This is a genomic window from Exiguobacterium sp. AT1b, from assembly GCF_000023045.1.
Lineage (GTDB): Bacteria > Bacillota > Bacilli > Exiguobacteriales > Exiguobacteriaceae > Exiguobacterium.
This window is the reverse complement of the sequence record NC_012673.1, coordinates 973,078-992,168: the sequence shown is the minus strand read 5'-3', so window position 1 is coordinate 992,168 and position 19,091 is coordinate 973,078. Positions and strand designations below refer to the sequence as shown.

Sequence of the window (19,091 nt, the reverse complement as noted above, 5' to 3'; positions counted from 1 at the left end):
AGAGCATGCAGTTTACGAAAACTTAAAATAAAAAGTTGGGAATGAGTTCGGAAAAAATAGGGAATCTATCACAAATGAGGTAAACTAAGTGGAGATTTTATTTGCTGAGGAGGAAGTGACGTGACAAACCCCCATCATTCTTCATACGACACATTGTTGCGTTATATGCCCCAAGGCTACGTCGAGTTTAAAGTGATTTACGACGACGCTTCGGAGCCGATTGACTATGAATTCTTTGAAGTGAATCCTGCCTTTGAGAAGATCATGAAAGGGAAGCGAAAACACTTCATCGGGAAAAAAGTATCAAGCGCCTTAAAGGACTTTGAATATAGTGAGCGGGAGTGGATGATTCAAGTGGCACACGTCGTCAACGAAGGCGGAACGGTGACGTTTGAACATTTCTCTCGGCGCAACAAGTCATGGTTCGAGATGTCCGTGTTCAGTGAACGCCAAGGATTCGTATCGGTCGTGTTCCATGACATCACCCGACATGTTCAAGAAAACAATGCGTTGAAGCAGCTCGTCAACGTCTCCCATCGCTTCGTCTCGACGGGTAGCGATTTATTGATGAATCAACAATTCCTCGACCAGATTCGTGACTTCACGGGAGCGAAGGCGGTCGCGCTCAATTTAATGGAGAACGATGGAGAGTCCTACACGACGGTCGCCTTATCCGGCATGGACGAGATGTTAGAAAGAAGTCTCGATATCCTTGGATTTCATCCGGTCGGAAGGAAATGGCCGATGACGGATCAGCGGCGTGACCTGTTCAAACAATCGAATCCTCGTGTCTTTGATGGGATTGACCCACTGATTGATGGCGCGCTGCCGAAACGGCTCGTCAAAAATCTACTCCGTATCTTCTCGCTTGGAGAAGTCGTTCTCTTTAAAATCGAAAAAGATGGCGTCTTGTATGGAGATTTGACGATTGTGATGGAGCAAGGGAAACAAGCGAATCGCCTCGGTCTCGTCGAGTTGTACCTCGTCCATGTGCTTCAGCAATTGACGAAAGCCGATCATCAAGTGGGTGAGACGAAGAAATCGATGTTTGATGGATTTGGAACGCTCGACTTGGAATGCATCATGGCCTTCAACACACGGCAAGTGCTGCACTTGAACGAAACATGGGAGCGCGTTTTAGGGTTTTCGCTTGATGAGTTGGAGAATATCGATTTTCTTAGTCTGATTCACCCGGACGATGACGTGATCACGGAAGCAGGGTTTGCGGAACTTGAAGAACGTGGCGAGTTGTTCCGATTCGTCAACCGCTTCCGCACAATCGACGATACGTACCGCTCAATCGAATGGCATTGCAAACTTCAAGGGGATTACATTTATGCGGTCGCCAAGGACGTGACGGATCGGGTCCAATTGGAAGAAAAGTTGGCCGACCGGGACCGCCTCTTGACGAAACTATCCGACCAAATCCCGGGTGCCATCTATCAATTCGAATTGTTGCCTGACGGAAGCTTCAACTTCCCGTTCTTTAGCCGGGGCTTTGAAGATATGTTAGGGATTTCGGCAGAAGAGGTACAGGCGGACGCGAGTCTTGTCTTCCGCCGGATGCACCCGGATGATTATCCCCATGTCATGCAGTCGATTGATGAATCGTATCGTAATTTGACGATTTGGGACGCAGAGTTTCGTGTGTTGACCGAGGACGGACGAACCATCTGGATTCTCGGGTCATCTCGTCCGGAGAAGATTGCGGAAGGCCATGTCTTGTGGCACGGCTATATCGGAGATGTCACGGAGAAGAAGACATACGAGAAAGAGATTGAATATCTCAGTTATCACGATCAATTGACGGGTATCAAAAACCGACGCTACTTTGAAGAGGCGTTGGAGCGCTATGATGATGAGCATTTTTATCCGCTCACACTCATCGTCATCGATATCAATGGTCTGAAACTCACGAACGATGCGTTCGGTCACTTGGTCGGGGATCAGCTGCTCGTCGAGGCGGCAAATATTTTACGAAATGAATTGCGCGCGAAAGATGAAGTGGCGCGAGTCGGAGGCGATGAGTTCGTCGTGATCTCTCCGAATACGACGCTCGATGAGGCGAAGCAACTGTCGGACCGTCTCGGTCGTCTCTTCCATGAACAGACGGTGGAAGGGTTACCGATTTCCGCATCGTTCGGTGAAGCGGTCAAACATGACGCCACCGTCGCGTTGAGCGAGGTGTTCAACTTAGCAGAAGACCGGATGTATCACCATAAGGTTTCTGAAAAGCAGAGTCGACGCCACCATTCCATCCAAATCATCATGCGCACCCTGTATGAGAAGATTCCACGCGAAGAAGCGCACTCTCAACGGGTCGCCAATTTAGCGGGGAAACTTGCGGAAGCGATGGGCTTCACGAGTGCCGAAGTGAATGAGATTCGAACGGCCGCCATTTTGCACGATATCGGAAAAGTGGCAATCAGTAATGACATTTTAGATAAACCTGGTGCGTTGACGGAATCGGAATGGTATGAAATCAAGCGCCATCCGGAAATCAGTTACAATATTTTGAGTACGGTACCCGAATATGTCGCCTTGTCCGAGATTGTCTTGGCGCACCATGAGCGATGGGACGGTAAAGGATATCCGAAAGGGTTGAGCGATTATGACATCCCGCTCGCCTCGCGAATTATCGCCGTCGCCGACACGTTCGATGTCATGGTGACGGGGCGACCATATCGACAAGCGAAGACGATTGACGAGGCACTTGCCATCATCAAACAAGAGGCAGGGAAACAGTTCGACCCATCTCTCGTCGACGTCTTCTTTGAAAAAGTCGTACCGACACTTCAACAATAAACAAGCGAGTCCTCCTGAATGTGGGGGACTCGCTTTTTCAAACGGTCAGAGGTCGTTTCTTCAACACGAGGATGGTGAAGAGGAAGACGATGCCGGTCATGCCGATCATGACAAGGATGGAGAGAAACGGGAACTGTCCCTCATACATCGTGATGACGCCGTTATTCAACCAATAGGTCGGTAGGAAACGACCGATGAGTTTCAATGAATCGGGTAACCAGAGCAGACTGATGAACGCCCCGCCGGTGATGGCGGACGCCATCGTGACCGAGATTTGAAAGATGTTCGCCTTCTCCCGGTTCGTCGCCAACACGGCGATGAGGCCACCGAGTGCCAGACAGACGAGCAGATAGGAAGAAAACAAGGCGAACACGGTCGGGAGATGTGTCCATACGTCCTGACCGTATAGAGCGAGGCTCACACCAATCAACAGCATCACGTAGACGAAGCCGACGAGATAAAAGGCGAAGAGCAGGGAGCCGAAATAACGCCGTGGTGTCACCGGTGAGGCGAACAACCGCGCATAGATCTTCTCGTCCCGGTCATCCGCGACAAACATGGGGATGAACTGGAGAAAGGTCGACATCATGATGAACGACAATAGACCGAAGAAGGCTTGTGTCCGAGCGGTCGTGGCGACACTTTCTTGGAACGGTTCACTTCTGAGTGTGTAACCGTTCGTCGTCTCAATGGATGCGAGCTCTTCGAACGTCGCTTCCTCATAGCCGCTCGCTTCGAGCAGTTGACGTTCGCGGGACAGATGACCGTTCAGCGCCTGCTCGATCAACGAGGCATCACTCCCGGCGATTGCAGAGAAGGAGAGGCGGGGCATGTCTCCTGTGAACGCCTGTTCCGTGAAGTCTTCTGGAATGATGAGGACGATGTCTTCTCCTTCTAACAAGACATCCTCTGTGCTCGACTCGAGCAATGTGACCCGACCAAATCGTTCGGTCTCGTCAATGAGGCGTTCGGCGAGGAGTCCACCGTCCCGGTCGACAATCCCGATCGATGCGTTCAAACTGGACGTTCCGCCGACGAAGGAGAGGATGAGCGCGAAACCGAACATCGACACGAAGGTGAACACCCACAGTCCTTTCTTTCGAAGCATCCGTTTGGCCACATGTCTAATGAGTACCATGACGCTTCACCCCTTTCGAGAGAATGTAGCTGAATACGATCAAGACAAGGAGATGAATCCCGAGCAATCCGAGGCTTTGCCAATACAGATTCATGTCCCCTTCCCGCAGGAGGACGGCTAGCATCCCGTCCCGCATAAAGATCGGCATGAACACGTAAGCGGCCCAGGGAGCGTAGTTCAGCGTCACTTGGTCAAAACCGGGGACGTAGCCACCGGATAGAATCATGAGGATGGCGACGAAGCCGTTGACGATCGCATCCTTTGTCGTCGCGCTCAACTTCGGCAAGTTGACGATCAGGAATCCGATGGCGACCCCGTACGCGGTCAAGGCGAGCCAAGACAGGATCAGATAGCCGAACTGCACGTTCGCCAAGTCGAATGTGCGATAGACGAAGTGACTGAACCAAAACAAGAGAATGAGCTGCAACAAGATGATGACGTAGCGACTGAACGTCCGCGCGAGTCGATACTCGACCGTTCGGACGGGTGCCGCTTGGATGCGCAAATAGCTGCCTGTGTTCGGCTGTTCTTCACGCGCCATCGCCGTGATATAAAATGACCCGAACAATGCCGTCATGATCGAGATGGTGACGGTAAAATACTCGAGCGACGTCGGGGTGCGTCCCGCCAGGTCGACACTTTCCGTATCGAGCCACGCCTCATTCTCGTAAGGAGCCGACACGCCTGCTTCGGCGAGCGTGATCTGTTGATTGGCGATGGCTGTATACTGACCGAGGATGGCATCGAGGACGTCGAACTCGACCGTCGTCGGTTCCTCATAAAAGAGCGTGATGTCAGGTCCGTTGAGTTGCAGTATGACGTCGGCATCGCCATCGTTCACACCTTGTTCGGCAGATGGGAGGTCAGCGTATGGAACGAGTCGGATGAAGGCTTGAATGTCTTCTTCTTTTAAAAAGGTCTCGAGTGGCTCGCGATACTGGTCGGTCGACGATTCGACGTAGGCGACATTTGTGACCGGCAGTTTGAACGTGTCACTGAAGACGGCCGACAGCATCGTCCCCAGTCCGAAGATGAGGATGAGCGGAAAGATGAGCATCCAAAAGAGGGTGGCGCGGTCCCGTAGTCGCTGTTTCACATCATATTTGATGAAGGTCCACATGACGCCCCTCCTATTCCCGAAGCGTCTTCCCCGTCAATGCCAAAAAGACGGTATTGAGGGAAGGGCGGTCGACCGTGATGGAGGTGAAGTGAACATGCTCTTGATGGAGCGTCTCAAGGAGCGGGGCGAGCGGCGTGTCCTTGTCTAACGACACCTCGATGTACGGCTCTTCATACTCCACTTTTTGAACGTGGTCGAGTGCATCGAGTCGTTCGAGCAAATTTGGTGTGAGCGCATCGACTTTGATCCGGGCCGTCTCGAGCGTCATGACACGGTCTTTCAGTTCGTCCTGCGTCCCTTCGGCGATGATCTTTCCTTCATCGACGATGGCGATCCGGTCGCAGAGGAGTTCGACTTCTTCCATGTAATGTGACGTGTAGATGATGGTGGCACCACGGCGGTTCAGTTCGCGGATGTTCTCTAGAATGGTATTTCGCGACTGCGGGTCGATGGCGACGGTCGGTTCATCCATGAAGATGAGTTCGGGTTCATGGACGATACCGCAGGCGATATTGAGGCGACGGAGGAGACCGCCGGACAGTTCGGGCGGGCGTTTCTTTTGATGGGCATCGAGTTCGACGAAGTGGAGCGCGGCCTCGGTCTTTTGTTTCGCTACTTTCGGGCTAAATCCATACAGTTCCGCAAAAAATTGAATGTTCTCATAGACGGTCAGCTGGTCATAGACGGAGACGTGTTGCGGCACGATCCCGACACGGCGTTTGATGGCTAGTTCGTCCTTTGGCATCGGTTTGCCGAAAATGTGGATCGAACCGGAGTCCGCCTCGTACAGATTCAACATGACCGAAATGGCGGTCGTCTTCCCGGCACCATTCGGTCCGAGCAACCCGAACAGTTCGCCTGCTTCCACGTTCAGACTGAGGTCGTTCAAGGCGATCGTATCCCCGAACCGTTTCGTGACATGGTCGAGCGAGATAATGGACATCGTGATACTCCTTTCGCATATGAAATATTCCTCGTTCTACACAAAGGTGTTCGAGGATTGTCACGAATATACCTGTCCGGAACCCTCGAAATGTGCAATAATCTAATTATTCAGATAATTATGGTGTCGAAATGAGGGATTTGGATGAAAGGATGGCAATTCAACAAACAAGAGGGGGCGTTGTTCCCAGACGAAATCGTGCTTTCCGCGTTTTGCACAGTCGAGCCGAAACGAATGGATTCGACGCTCCCGTTCTATTATGACGAGTCGATTTTTCGCTTCACGAATAAGCATGGGGAAACGTTCTACTTTAAAATATCACCGAGCTATCACGAGTTTGAGATCAATATTAAAGATCGGGACGGGGAGCTTGTATATTATCAACTGCTTCGCACCGTCAGCAAGGTGGAGATTTTAGAAGACCGACGAGACCACGCAGAGTTGTTGATTGTCCTCGCTGAAGATCGAAAGCGGACCGTGACGTCAATCGAATTGACCGTCCGACCGCGTTTTCGTGTGCTCGTGAAAGAGCATGAGATATAGGAGTGTCAGGTTCAAGAGCGGATGCAAATCCGCTTTTTTGTTTTGCCGAACAAAAAGACAGCCACGACGTGACTGTCCCTTCAGCGGTTATTTCGTCAAAAAGATTTGGACATGGATGGTCGACCCTTGGGCATCGGTCGCTTTACCAATCCCGAGATGCGTATAATTCGCATTCAAGATGTTCGCGCGATGACCGCTACTGTTCATCCACGCATCGACCGCCCGGACCGGGTCGCTCGATCCTTTATAGATGTTCTCCCCCCAGCCACGATACGAGACACGGTAAGCGTCTAACGTGTCGCCGGGTGTACCATTCTCCTTGAGCGTGTGCGAGAATTGCCCCGTTCGCGCCATCTCATCGGCACGGACTTGGGCGACACGGTTCGCCTCACTCGAAGCGGCGAGAAGAGAGAGACCGGCAGCATCTCGTTCTTTGTTCGTCTCGGTCAACACGTTGACGGGCGACGTGAAGCTGACATGGTTGGCGAGGATGTACCCGGTGTATGAACCGTAACGCACCTTATACCATCGCGATGTGCCGGTATAGCGATATGACACGGTCTCGAGTTCGGTGCCTTGCCGGACGAACTTGACGTTTGATGAGGTCGTGAGCGGACGGGATTTCAAATAAACGCTCGACGGCTTGACGTACGTCGGTTTCGTGAACTTCACCTCAGCAGTGGACAAGCGGACATACTTGGCGGGCAGATAAGCGTAACCGCTGCCCCATTGGATCTTATACCAACGCACGCCGTCCAACTGGAACGATGTCCGGACGCGCATCGAACCGTCTCGTGGGATGAGCGCAAGTCGTTTCGCGCTCAAAGAAGGTGATTGCCGGACGTTGAGCTGACTGATGTTCGTCACGTAACCGGTCGTATTGATTGACGTCTCGTAATAGGCTTGGACAGGGCTAATAGAGAGTGGTGATCCGATCACACCAAGTGTCAGAATGATGGTGAGTAGTAGAGAGAGATGCTTCTTCAATGGAATCGACTCCTTTTGTGGGACTCCCTATATTCTATATTGTTTGGGTGATTTTTGGTTTTACCATTTCATTACAAAAAGGATGGACTCTTCGTGAGCCCATCCTCGCGTCATTTATACAGCAAATACTCTTTTCGAATCGGGAGGAAGGCGTCCCGCTCGTCCTCGATTTTCGTCAGAATGTCTTCAAGCGGAGCTCCTTCGAGAATCATATCTTTCACGTAGGCGTTTCCTGTCAGTTTCGTGATGAAATCGTTCGCTAAAAATTCGAAGTCGTCCGGATACATGTCATGAGCCGTTTGAATCATCGCAATCCCGGTTCGCGTCGATTCGAATCGAACCGGGTCGGTGACATAGACCTCAACCCCGTGCGTCAGTTTGCCCGCATGCTTGGAGAACGTCGGAGTGAACGAGGCAGCCCGGAAGGCGACACCCGGCAAGTCGAGCCCATTCAGCTCATTCGCATATTCATGCGCTTGTATATACGGCGCACCGATCAGCTGAAACGGTTTCGTCGTCCCGCGTCCCTCGGATAGGTTCGTCCCTTCAAACAATCCGGTCGCAGGGTAGACGTTGACCGTGTCGGTCGTCGGCATGTTCGGGGACGGCATGACGAACGGGAGGCCCGTGTCCTCATACATCATCGAACGTTTCCATCCTTTCATTTTGACGACTTCGAGGTCGGCTTGAATCTGATACTCAGTGTTGAACAGTTGTGCGAGTTCTCCGACGGTCATCCCATGCTTTAATGGAATCGGATAGAGACCGATGAAGCTAGAGTAGTCCGGGTCGAGCACCGGACCGTCGACGCGAAGCCCACCTTGTGGGTTCGGACGGTCGAGGACGACGAACGGAATATCGTTCTCGGCTGCGGCTTCCATCGCATACGCCATCGTATAGATATACGTATAGTAGCGTGTCCCGACATCCTGGATGTCAAAGACGAGCACGTCGACATCTTGTAGCATCTCAGCCGTCGGTTTCTTCGTGGCACCATATAGACTGTATACGGGCAATCCCGTCACGTCATCGATGTAGGAACTGACGGTCGACCCGGCTTGGGCATCTCCTCGAACGCCGTGTTCCGGTCCGTACAATGCCGTCAATTCGAAGTCATCGGACTGGTCGAACAGGTCGACGATGCTCGTACGTTTTGCGTTGATCCCGGTCGGATTCGTGATCAGTCCGACCCGTTTCCCTTTCAAGATCTCCGGATTTTCCATCAACCGGTCGACCCCGAGTTCGACCTTTGGCTTTTTCGGTTCAGACTTTGCATCGGCATCCAACCAGACGATGGAAGTCGTGAGGATCGTCAACGCGGTCATACCACCTATCCATTTTTTCATCAGAAGTTCCTCCTTTGATTCATGTAAGCGCTTCGATTTCTTAACAGGAGTGTACCATTCAGAAATTCAATTTCAATATTTAATCATAAAAATAGGAATTTATATTTCTGCATTTCGTACTATTCTCCTAATCGCACACAAAAAACGTGCCCTTCGATGAAAGACACGTTCCTTCTTACTTATCTGACCGCGAGCGCTTTCCATCCTGTCGCGCTCATGACGGCGCTCACTTTTGATTTCGGGATGACCAAGCGTCCACGATATGGGTCGTTGATATACAAGTTTGATTTGTCATATCCGGTCGCTAACATGACGTGATAGTTGACGTAGCCGGTGAACTTCTTGTTCGAAGCGGTGTACCAGTTGAAGTAGCCGTACGGTTTGTTGAAGTCGACGCTCGCCCAGACGATGACCGGGTTACCCATCGACAGTTCACGCTCAATCGAGCCGAGGCCTTGGTTGGACAAGTCTTTCACCGGACGATACTTGCTGGCAAATCCGATCATGCCTTTCGGGTAAATCCCGTAGTTCTTATACTTGCCGAGCGTCCCTTTCGGATCTCCCGTGAACATGACGTTCGGGTCAACCCAGCGATAGAGACGGTTCTCATAACGTGCGTTCCACATGCTCTTCGGCATCTCGTTATATAAGGTCGAGGCGCTGACGGCACGACCTTTCTCTTCAAGCGCCATCTTGAGGGAGAAGAACTCGCAGCCGGACGGATAGCCCATCGGGAACTGACGATAAAGTGGGACGCTCATCTTATAGATGGACAGTGCCTGAGAATAGGCGCCCCGCGCATCGAACGAGGCATTGCCGACACGACGGTTTTGATACATCTTTCCATACGTGTCAAAGTAATACCACTTGCCGTCGATGGCTTGCCAATCCGTCTTCTTCGTCAACGCGGGAGCGTAATACTCGTACTGGGTCGTATATTTCCATCCTTTCTCGGGGACACCCGTCGAGTGGAAATGATACGTCTTCCCATCCAATCGGAATTTCCCTTGCAGGCGGTATCCGTAGGTCGGGTGGAATCCGACCTTCTTCCCATCGACCGTTTGGAACCCATACTCGCGTCGTCCGTATGAGTCGAATGAATAGATGCGTGCATTTAGTTTATGGACACCTTCTAGTCGGTACCCGTACGTCGGATGGAATCCATACATGACACCATCGATTCGCTGTAGCCCATACTTGCGGTCGCCGTATTTTCCGAACAAATAGTGTCGATTGTTGATGCGATAGAGTCCTTCGAGACGGTATCCGTAAGTGGGATGGAAACCGTACATCTTGTCACCAATCCGGGCGAGTCCTTGGCGACGTACCCCGTCATCCCCGAAGTAATAGCGACGTGTGCCAATCGTCTGCCATCCGGTCGCCATCTTCCCTTGCTCCATCAAATAATATTTCTTGCCGTCAATCGTATACATCCCTGTACGGATGGTGCCGTCTGGGAAGAAATAATGCTTGGCGTCACCAAGCTGCTGCCATCCCGAGAGACGGACCCCATCCTCGTTGAAGTAATATCGCTTGCCGGCAATCGTCTGGAATCCGGTGACGGGTTGACCGGTCTCATCGTAATAGTAGACGAGACCGTCCCGTTCCTGCCAGCCGGTGAGTAGCTTTCCGTTCTCGTCAAACGTGTATGTCGTACCGTCAATCGCGTAAGCACCCGTGACGAGTCGACCGTCTGTCTCAAAGTAATAGGTAGCCCCTTCGATTTCCTGCCAACCTGTGAGGAGGGTGCCATCTTCATTCAGATAGTATGTATGGCCGTCGATTTCTTGCCATCCCGTCAGTACCGTCCCGTCACTCGACGTATAGACGATGCCATCCTCCGTCTTTTGGAATGAACCCTCAGCGGATGCGAACTGTGGACTCGTCCACACTGCACCGATTAACAGACCGATGCCGACCCTTCTTTTCCATGTCATTCATGTGACCTCCTCTGTATGCATACAGAAGAGATACCCATATTTATCCAAGATGAAGCTGTGGCAAATGAATCATTTGTAAGGTCAGACGTTTACGCCGTATGACTCATGAACCGAAGTCGTTTCGACGCCACATACAGGGATAGGATGACGACAACGGTTCCGGTCACAATCGGCCACACGAGATCCCCTTCTGTCAAGAACACCTGACTCGATAGTGGACCGAGCATCCATGGCATCCAATCGAGGTCGACCCAGCCGATAAGGAGCGACATGACGAAATGAAGACCGAGCGTCAAGACGACCGCGACAACACCGCTCTCAATCATCGCAGCGAGGAGAATGAAGATGGAGAGCTGAACGACAAAATGAAAGACAAGAAGTACTGTGGATATGAGAAATGCGGTTACATCAAACGCCTCGAAAAGAATGACCGTATAGTAAGCGGCCGCTAATTGGGCGAGTACGAGACCACCGACCGTCAAGAGGACGTAATGTGCCCATTTACTGATAACGATGCGAGACGTCGGGATTTGTAACGACTTGAGCCAAGCGAGCGTTCCGTTCGTCCGCTCATGACTGAACGTATGCATCGCCGACAACAAGACGACGAGAAGTCCGATTTGGCGAAGCTGTTCACTGACTGAAATCAACACTTCTTCTGGTGTCGGTGTCGGGAGATCAATTACGGCGCCGTCCGGTAAATTGCCACCGGAAGCGAGGATATCTGGTAAGAAATAGAGCGTGAGCGGTTGCATCGAGGCAAGGAGCATGAGAACGATTGGAATCCAGATGAGTCGTTTGTTCGACCATGACTCTCGCCATTCCTGTTTAAAGATTGCGGTACGCATCAGGCGTTCACCTCCAAGAATAAAGATTCGAGTGATGGGTGCCCGACGTGTAGTGATTGGATGATGAGGTTCCGTTCCAGGATGCGCCGCAAAATCGCCCGTTCGGCGAGGGTCCGGTCCGTTGACTCAAACGTCCACGTCGAACCACGTTTCGTTGTTCGGGTCACGCCTTCTAACTGCGTCCAGTCTGCATCAGTCGTCCCATCGTCAAAGAGACGTAGCTCAATGGTCGATTTCGAACCGAGCAGGTCAGTCACGGTTCCTTCCATGAGCAATTTGCCTTGTCGAAGCAGGAGCACCCAGTCACTTGCCTCTTCGGCATCCGGCAGGACGTGCGTCGAGTACAGGATCATTCGCTCTCGTTTCAAGTCACTTAATAGATCGAGTACTTCTCGTCGACCGCGTGGGTCGAGTGCCGAGACCGGTTCATCGAGCAGTAAGAGTTCCGGGTCATGGACGAGCGCTTGGGCGATCCCGAGACGCTGTCGCATCCCTCCCGATAAGTTCGCTGCCGGCCGGTCGACCGGTTCGAGCCCGACTCGTTTCAATAGTTGAATCGGCTCGACGTGTTTGGTCCCCGTTAATTCAGCGGCATAGCGAATCGTCTCGACGGGAGTCAACGATGGATAGAGGGCTGGGCGTTGAGGCAAATAGCCAATCCGAATGCGTTCGTGTCCGGTCATATCGCCACTTGTCGGTTCGGTGACGCGGGCGAGCAAGTTCAAAAGCGTCGTCTTCCCGGCGCCGTTTTCCCCAAGGAGGGACGTGCAACCCGGTCGTAATTCGAAACTGACATCATCAAGCGCCGTGAAGGAGCCGAATCGCTTCGTTATATGTGTGATTTTCATCGTGGAGTCCGTCCCCATAAGAAGTATACGATTGGGCCAAGTATGTTGATGAAGACGATGACGAGAAGCCATACCCATTTCGGGCCATTCGTCATGTCGCGTTTGAACAAGTCAATCAAGGCGACGACGAGCAGGATGAGTTGCAAAATCAAAACAGGTAGTAAGATGAGAAAAAGTGTATTCGGGTCATTTGCGATGTCCATCGCGAGAACCTCCTTTTGAATTAGCTGTCTTTAACACATTCTACATGCACGGTATGTCCCCTGTATGTGACACAAAAAATCCCCATCTCACGAAGAGATGGGGACGGTGCGTCATTTCACGATAATGACAGGGGCGAGAGCGCGTTTGGCCAGTTTATGACTCACACTACCAAGGACGAACTCTTGGAATGTGTTCAATCCACGTGATCCGACGACGACATATTCGTACGGCTCATGATTTGCATATTTGACGAGCTCGACGTCTGGCTCCCCACGAAGTTCGATGTATTCGTAGGCAATGCCTTCTGCTTCCGCCAAATCGAACAGTGGCTTGAGCATCTGCTTTCGCTTCGTCTCCAAGTCGATTTTCCCGGTCGAATTGAGGGCCGCTTCTTTTGATTCTTTCGCACTGATGACATGCACGATGTCAATTGACGCATTCGAAGCCTTTGCGAGTTGAATCGCCTTTTCAAGTGCACGTTTTGAGTGGGCAGAACCGTCAGCCGCCAAAAATACCTTTCCCATGAAAACTCCTCCTCTTTCGCACGTTCTACTTTTAGTATAGGTGATTTATTGAGTCAGTGGAACGATGAATCAGTGTCCCGCGTTCGCGTCTTGTTGCTTCAAATGAAGGGCGAGCGTGTTGAGCAGTTTTTCCGAGTCTTTGTTCAAGTTGAGGAGTTCCGGTTCGATTCCGACTTCCCGATATTTAAAGACAATCTTATCGATTGCGCCGATGGCCGAGTCATCCCAAAGGTGAGTATTAGCAAAGTCGATTGTGACCTGTTGGACACCCGCATCCACATCTTCTGTCACGTCGAACTGATTGATAAATTCGGACGTCGAGGCGAAGAACAGCTGACCGTTCACAATGTAACGTGCCTGATTAGCAACGATTTTGCGATCGAGTTCGACTTTCGAGATTTTAGCGGCAAAGAGAGTTGCTGCAGTCAATATGCCGGCGAATACACCGAGTGACAAATCGTGTGTGACGACGGTGACGACGACGGTAACAAGCATGACGACCGTATCCGATTTTTGAGCGGTACGCAACGCTTTGAGCGATCCCCAATCAAATGTCGCATACGAGACGAAGAACATGACCCCGACGAGTGCGCCGACCGGGATGAGCATTAGGATATCACTCATCGTCATGATCATGATGAAGAGCGCGAGACCGGCCGTGAATGTCGAGAGTCGTCCACGAGCACCCGATGAGACGTTGATGACCGATTGCCCGATCATCGCACATCCTGGCATCCCACCGAAGAATCCAGCGATGATGTTCGCGATACCTTGTCCGCGCGATTCACGGTTTTTGTTTGAGTCCGTTCCAGTCATGTCGTCAACGATTTGTGCCGTCAAGAGCGACTCGATCAATCCGACGAATGCGAGGGAAATCGAGTAAGGAAGAATGATCAACAACGTCTCAAACGTCAACGGGACGTTCGGGAATAAAAATTCCGGGAGTGTTGCTGAGATTGTTCCCATGTCTCCGATATTTTTCGTATCGAGACCGAGTGTGATGGCTAAAATCGTCATGACGACGATGGCGACAAGTGGTGCAGGAATGGCTTTTGTGACTCGCGGAAATAAGAAGATAATGGCGAGTGACGCGGCGACGATTGCCCAGATGATCCAGCTCTCTCCTTCAAAGTTGGATAGTTGCGCTTGAAAAATCAGAATGGCAAGCGCATTGACGAATCCGACCATGACGGCGCGTGGAATGAATTTCATTAAGCGGGCGATCCCGAGATAACCGAGTACGATTTGAATGACACCTGTTAGAATCCCAGCGGCCAGCAAATATTGAAGACCATGGTCGGCGACGAGTGAGACGATGACGAGTGCCATCGCACCGGTCGCAGCCGAAATCATCGCAGGGCGACCGCCTGCGATTGAAATCACCATGGCAATGATGAACGAAGCATAGAGCCCGACCATCGGGTTGACGCCAGCGATGAGTGAGAACGCGATCGCCTCAGGGATGAGGGCGAGGGCGACAACAATCCCCGCAAGGACGTCTGCTCGGACGTTACCGAGCCAGTCTTGTTTGATTGTATTCATTTTTTCCAAGAAGAACACACCTCTCTTTTTATTTTGACTTTGATCTTCGAGTCTCACGAAGATCAAATGCCACATTATATGAAAGGAAATGTTCCAACGTTACGTGTTTTCACAACGTGTTTCATCATAACGGATTTTTTTTAAAAATACAATTGAATGCAGTTAAAAAGTATGGTAATTTCATAACAGAAACGTTATATAACAATTTAGTTATACAGTAGGGAGAGGTGGAAATGTACACTGCAGAAGAATTAAGCAAAGTACTCAAGGTACTCGGTGATCCGACTCGGTTGACGATGCTGAAACAGATGGAAGCGGGAGAACAGTGCGCATGTAGTTTCGTTGACTGTTTTGACATCTCACAGCCGGCAATCAGCCGTCATTTGAAGATGTTGCGTCAGGCTGGACTGTTATTAGAGCGCCGAGACAAACAATGGATCCACTATCGATTGAATGAGACGAGCCCTTTTTATGGGATTGTCGTCGATTTGCTCGACAAGATTGAGACAATCGATGTGAGTTGCGACTGTGACACCGAATGTGCGATTTAAGGAGGAGTCAACGATGAAACTTGAAGTGTTTGAACCGTCGATGTGCTGTCCAACAGGATTATGTGGTCCATCCATCGATCCGGAATTGACGCGAGTGGCGACAATTCACTACGTGTTGAAACAGCGAGGCTTCGATGTGTCACGCTATAACCTGGCATCGGAACCGAATCGATTCGTTGAGAATGCCAAGGTGCAAGCTGAAATTGCGAAGGGGCTCGACGTTCTCCCGATGACCATTGTCGATGGGAAGATTGTGAAACGTGGTGCATATTTGACAAACGAGGAGATTGCTAGTTTGTTCGACCTTCCGATTGAGGCGTTCGCTGTGCAAGATGGTGAGAAGCCAAAAGTCCGTATTACATTAAAAAAATAAGGAGGCGTATCACGATGAATCGCTTTGATTTCATGACCATTCGCCCGACCCGTTATGTGTTCTTGACCGGGAAAGGTGGCGTCGGGAAGACATCGACAGCGTCAAGCCTCGCCCTGACGCTCGCCGACCGTGGCAAGCGTGTCTTACTCGTTTCGACCGACCCGGCTAGTAATTTACAAGACGTGTTTGAGATGGAACTCGATGAGACGCCGCGCCTCGTTCCGGAAACAAAGCTTGCCATCGCCAACTTCGATCCGGAAGAAGCGGCAAAACAATATATGGAACGCATGGTCGGACCTTATCGAGGTGTATTGCCGGACGTGGCCATTCAATCGATGGAAGAGCAATTATCCGGTGCCTGTACAATTGAGATTGCGGCATTTGACCAATTTACGGACTTGTTGACGTCCGTGTCAGCCCGTGAGACGTACGATCACGTCATCTTTGACACGGCACCGACCGGTCATACGTTGCGCCTACTCACCTTGCCGAGTGCATGGGATGAATTTTTGGAGACGAACACGACAGGTGCGTCTTGCCTTGGTCCGCTTGCCGGTTTAGCTGACAAACAAATGCAGTACAAAAAGGCCGTTGAGACGCTCACTGATGGTAAAGAGACGACGCTGCTTCTCGTTGCCCGTCCCGAAACATCCACGCTCATCGAAGCGGAGCGTGCCGCGACCGAACTTCGCGCCATCGGCATCGAGCAAATGCAGCTCATCGTCAACGGTCTTGTCCAACAGGATGAACGGGCAGACCGATACACGAAGCGGCTCATCGAGCGTCAGCAACAAGCACTCCGTGAACTTCCTGAAGGCATAACTGACCTCGAGGCATTCAAACTTCCATATGCTTACGAAAATCTGATTGGTGTCTCTGCACTTCGGCGCTTTGTGAACGGAGAGACGGTCGCTGTCGCAAATGCATGCTATGACTCGAGTCGTTACGGATCACTTGATCGACTCGTTGACGAGATTGAGGCGGACGGTCCAAGTGTCATCATGACGATGGGGAAAGGTGGCGTCGGGAAGACGACACTCGCTTCGCTGATTGCGGTCGCGCTTCATGAAAGAGGGCACTCTGTTCATTTGACGACGACGGATCCGGCCGCTCATGTCGCTTTCACGATTGGGACAAACATTGCAGATACGTTCACGGTCGATGCCATTGACCCGAAAGTTGAAATTGAGAGGTATCGACAGGATGTGTTCAAGGAAGCAGGGGACCTGAATGAAGAGCAACGTATGATGCTCGAAGAGGACCTGCGTTCGCCGTGCACCGAAGAAATCGCCGTTTTCCGTGCCTTTGCGAATCAGGTGGCGAAAGCGAAAGATTGTTTCGTCGTCATCGATACGGCACCGACCGGACACACGCTTCTTCTGTTAGATGCGACCGAGAGTTATCATCGCGAACTCGAACGCTCGACTGGCGTTGTCCCGGAAGCAGTCCGAGATTTGTTGCCGAAATTACGTGACCCGAAACAAACGCACGTCATCATCACGACCTTGCCTGAAGCGACACCGGTATATGAAGCTGAACGACTCGTAGCAGATTTGAATCGGGCTAAGATTCTACCGTTCGCTTGGGTCGTTAATCAATCGTTCACGCCACTCGATGTCACGAGCAAACTATTGACCGCGAAAGTCGCGAATGAAGTTCCATGGCTCGAACGTGTGAACAGCTATCGGCGTCCGACGATGCTCGCCTGGCAAGAACATTTGCCGGTCGGATATTCCGCGTTATCCCAACTATTGAAGGAGGAAGTGAAATGAAGATTACGAATGAAGCCATCGATTACTTAAAAACAGCGCTAGAGGAAGAGCAGACAAAATCAGTCCGCATCATCACGGAGGCTGGTTGCTGTGGACCGACACTAGGTTTGGCCGTAGCGACACCGGAAGCGACCGATGAGGTGAAGCACTTCGACGACCTTACGTTTGCCGTGGCGAACGAAGCTACAGCGTTGTCCGCGAACGTCACGCTCGACGTTGAATCAACAGAAGAGGGAATGACACTCGTGTTGCACGGTTTGCAGCCGAGTTGCTAAAAAATAAATAGAGATTATTGGAGGATTACATTGTGCAGTGGATTGCTAGTTTAATTTTTCTTGTGACGCTTTTCCTCATCATCAAGCAACCGAAAGGCCTCGGCATCGGTTACTCGGCGATGGGGATGGCCGTCATCGCCCTCATTTCAGGTGTCGTCAATCTTGATGACGTCGGCACGGTGTGGGGCATCATTTGGAACGCGACGTTCACCTTCATCGCGATCATCATCATTTCGCTCATTTTAGACGAGATTGGATTTTTCGAATGGGCCGCCTTACATATGGCGCGAATCGCCAAAGGTGGCGGGGTGAAGCTCTTCGTCTATATCACGCTACTCGGTGCGCTCGTCGCGGCTTTGTTTGCGAACGACGGGGCGGCGCTGATCTTGACGCCCATCGTCTTGGCGATGGTCCGGGCACTCAAACTGCCGGACGCGGTCGTCTTGGCATATGTCATGGCATCCGGATTCATCGCCGATACGGCGAGTCTCCCGTTCATCGTCTCGAACCTCGTCAACATCGTTTCAGCCGACTTCTTTGATATCGGCTTCGCCGAGTACGCCGCGCGGATGGTATTTGTGAACGTGTTCGCGGTCGCGGGGAGTCTGCTCGTGTTGTACCTTTATTTCAAAAAAGATATCCCGAAAAAGTATGACGCCTCACAGTTGGCTGAACCTTCGTCCGTCATTAAAGACCATACGATGTTCCGCTTATCCTGGATTGTTCTCGGTTTATTGGTCATTGGGTACTTCACGAGTGATTTAGTCGAGATCCCCGTTTCGCTCGTCGCGGGTGTAATCGCCTTGTTCTTCCTCGTGATGGCGAACCGCTCGTCAGCGGTCCAGACGACGCAAGTCATCAAAGGTGCACCGTGGGCCATCGTCTTCTTCTCGCTCGGGATGTATATCGTCGTCTACGGATTACAAAATGCTGGACTCACACAAGTACTCGCCAACTTCATTGACTGGTTCGCGGTGAACGCCTTCAGTGCCACGTTCGGGATGGGATTTTTGGCTGCCATCTTGTCATCGGTCATGAACAACATGCCGACCGTCATGATTGATGCGCTCGCCATCGACTTGACGCATACGACCGGTCAGATTCGGGAAGCGTTAATCTATGCGAACGTCATTGGTTCCGACCTCGGTCCAAAGATTACCCCGATTGGGTCGCTAGCGACGCTTCTATGGCTCCACGTGCTCCGCACGAAAGGTCTCAAAATCGGATGGGGTGAGTATTTCAAAATCGGGATCATCTTGACGATTCCGACATTGGCTATCACGTTGCTCGGCCTATACATCAGCTTATTACTTTATTGAGGAGTGGATTATA

Annotated in this window: 18 protein-coding genes; 7 read left to right on the top strand and 11 right to left on the bottom strand. The window is 51.4% G+C overall.

Features of this window, described 5'->3' with window-relative positions:
* Positions 1–120: 120 nt before the first annotated feature.
* A complete protein-coding gene (locus tag EAT1B_RS15620; protein WP_012727089.1) occupies positions 121–2,805 on the top strand; it encodes an HD domain-containing phosphohydrolase in 2,685 nt (894 codons plus the stop codon).
* A gap of 37 nt (positions 2,806–2,842) precedes the next feature.
* Here the strand turns inward: EAT1B_RS15620 and EAT1B_RS05195 are convergent, their stop codons facing one another.
* From EAT1B_RS05195 to EAT1B_RS05185, 3 genes are read right to left on the bottom strand one after another with little or no spacing between them, the layout of a single operon-like run.
* A complete protein-coding gene (locus tag EAT1B_RS05195) occupies positions 2,843–3,943 on the bottom strand; it encodes an ABC transporter permease (RefSeq protein WP_012727088.1) in 1,101 nt (366 codons plus the stop codon).
* The gene (locus tag EAT1B_RS05190) at positions 3,930–5,063 is read right to left on the bottom strand and encodes an ABC transporter permease (RefSeq protein WP_012727087.1); all 1,134 of its coding nucleotides are present in this window, start codon (positions 5,061–5,063) and stop codon (positions 3,930–3,932) included. Before EAT1B_RS05190 ends, EAT1B_RS05195 begins: the two co-directional genes overlap by 14 nt.
* Positions 5,064–5,073: 10 nt before the next feature.
* Positions 5,074–6,006: an ABC transporter ATP-binding protein gene (locus tag EAT1B_RS05185; protein WP_012727086.1), complete on the bottom strand. Its 933-nt coding sequence runs from the start codon at positions 6,004–6,006 to the stop codon at positions 5,074–5,076.
* A 144-nt stretch (positions 6,007–6,150) separates the two neighbouring features.
* On the opposite strand from EAT1B_RS05185, the gene EAT1B_RS05180 reads away from it, so the two are divergent.
* Positions 6,151–6,549, top strand: a complete 399-nt coding sequence (locus tag EAT1B_RS05180; protein ID WP_012727085.1) for a hypothetical protein — start codon at positions 6,151–6,153, stop codon at positions 6,547–6,549.
* Positions 6,550–6,636: 87 nt separating this feature from the next.
* Here the strand turns inward: EAT1B_RS05180 and EAT1B_RS05175 are convergent, their stop codons facing one another.
* The 8 genes from EAT1B_RS05175 to EAT1B_RS05140 form a co-directional block, all read right to left on the bottom strand.
* Complete coding sequence (locus tag EAT1B_RS05175) at positions 6,637–7,536, bottom strand: CAP domain-containing protein (RefSeq protein ID WP_012727084.1); 900 nt, start codon at positions 7,534–7,536, stop codon at positions 6,637–6,639.
* 110 nt (positions 7,537–7,646) lie between these two features.
* A complete protein-coding gene (locus EAT1B_RS05170; protein WP_371149667.1) occupies positions 7,647–8,861 on the bottom strand; it encodes an exo-beta-N-acetylmuramidase NamZ domain-containing protein in 1,215 nt (404 codons plus the stop codon).
* Positions 8,862–9,061: 200 nt separating this feature from the next.
* The gene (locus EAT1B_RS05165) at positions 9,062–10,819 is read right to left on the bottom strand and encodes a C39 family peptidase (RefSeq protein WP_012727082.1); all 1,758 of its coding nucleotides are present in this window, start codon (positions 10,817–10,819) and stop codon (positions 9,062–9,064) included.
* A gap of 92 nt (positions 10,820–10,911) precedes the next feature.
* Positions 10,912–11,670, bottom strand: a complete 759-nt coding sequence (locus tag EAT1B_RS05160) for an ABC transporter permease (RefSeq protein ID WP_012727081.1) — start codon at positions 11,668–11,670, stop codon at positions 10,912–10,914.
* Positions 11,670–12,518: an ABC transporter ATP-binding protein gene (locus tag EAT1B_RS05155; protein ID WP_012727080.1), complete on the bottom strand. Its 849-nt coding sequence runs from the start codon at positions 12,516–12,518 to the stop codon at positions 11,670–11,672. Before EAT1B_RS05155 ends, EAT1B_RS05160 begins: the two co-directional genes overlap by 1 nt.
* Entirely contained in the window at positions 12,515–12,721 is a 207-nt protein-coding gene (locus EAT1B_RS05150; protein ID WP_012727079.1) for a PLD nuclease N-terminal domain-containing protein, read from the bottom strand. The genes EAT1B_RS05155 and EAT1B_RS05150 overlap by 4 nt, the downstream gene beginning before the upstream one ends.
* Positions 12,722–12,832: 111 nt before the next feature.
* On the bottom strand, positions 12,833–13,246 hold the full coding sequence (locus EAT1B_RS05145; RefSeq protein WP_012727078.1) for a universal stress protein: 414 nt from the start codon (positions 13,244–13,246) through the stop codon (positions 12,833–12,835).
* Positions 13,247–13,315: 69 nt separating this feature from the next.
* A complete protein-coding gene (locus tag EAT1B_RS05140; RefSeq protein WP_012727077.1) occupies positions 13,316–14,797 on the bottom strand; it encodes a SulP family inorganic anion transporter in 1,482 nt (493 codons plus the stop codon).
* 224 nt (positions 14,798–15,021) lie between these two features.
* Here EAT1B_RS05140 and EAT1B_RS05135 point away from each other — a divergent pair, with 224 nt between their 5' ends.
* The 5 genes from EAT1B_RS05135 to EAT1B_RS05115 are packed head-to-tail and all read left to right on the top strand — an operon-like array spanning position 15,022 to position 19,078.
* Complete coding sequence (locus EAT1B_RS05135) at positions 15,022–15,339, top strand: helix-turn-helix transcriptional regulator (protein ID WP_012727076.1); 318 nt, start codon at positions 15,022–15,024, stop codon at positions 15,337–15,339.
* Positions 15,340–15,352: 13 nt separating this feature from the next.
* A complete protein-coding gene (gene arsD / locus EAT1B_RS05130) occupies positions 15,353–15,712 on the top strand; it encodes an arsenite efflux transporter metallochaperone ArsD (RefSeq protein ID WP_012727075.1) in 360 nt (119 codons plus the stop codon).
* A 14-nt stretch (positions 15,713–15,726) separates the two neighbouring features.
* Positions 15,727–17,484 carry an arsenical pump-driving ATPase gene (gene arsA / locus EAT1B_RS05125; RefSeq protein WP_012727074.1) on the top strand — a complete coding sequence of 586 codons (1,758 nt, stop codon included), beginning with the start codon at positions 15,727–15,729 and terminating at the stop codon, positions 17,482–17,484.
* On the top strand, positions 17,481–17,759 hold the full coding sequence (locus EAT1B_RS05120) for a HesB/YadR/YfhF-family protein (RefSeq protein ID WP_012727073.1): 279 nt from the start codon (positions 17,481–17,483) through the stop codon (positions 17,757–17,759). Before arsA ends, EAT1B_RS05120 begins: the two co-directional genes overlap by 4 nt.
* A gap of 32 nt (positions 17,760–17,791) precedes the next feature.
* On the top strand, positions 17,792–19,078 hold the full coding sequence (locus tag EAT1B_RS05115; protein ID WP_012727072.1) for an arsenic transporter: 1,287 nt from the start codon (positions 17,792–17,794) through the stop codon (positions 19,076–19,078).
* The last annotated feature ends 13 nt before the right edge of the window (positions 19,079–19,091 follow it).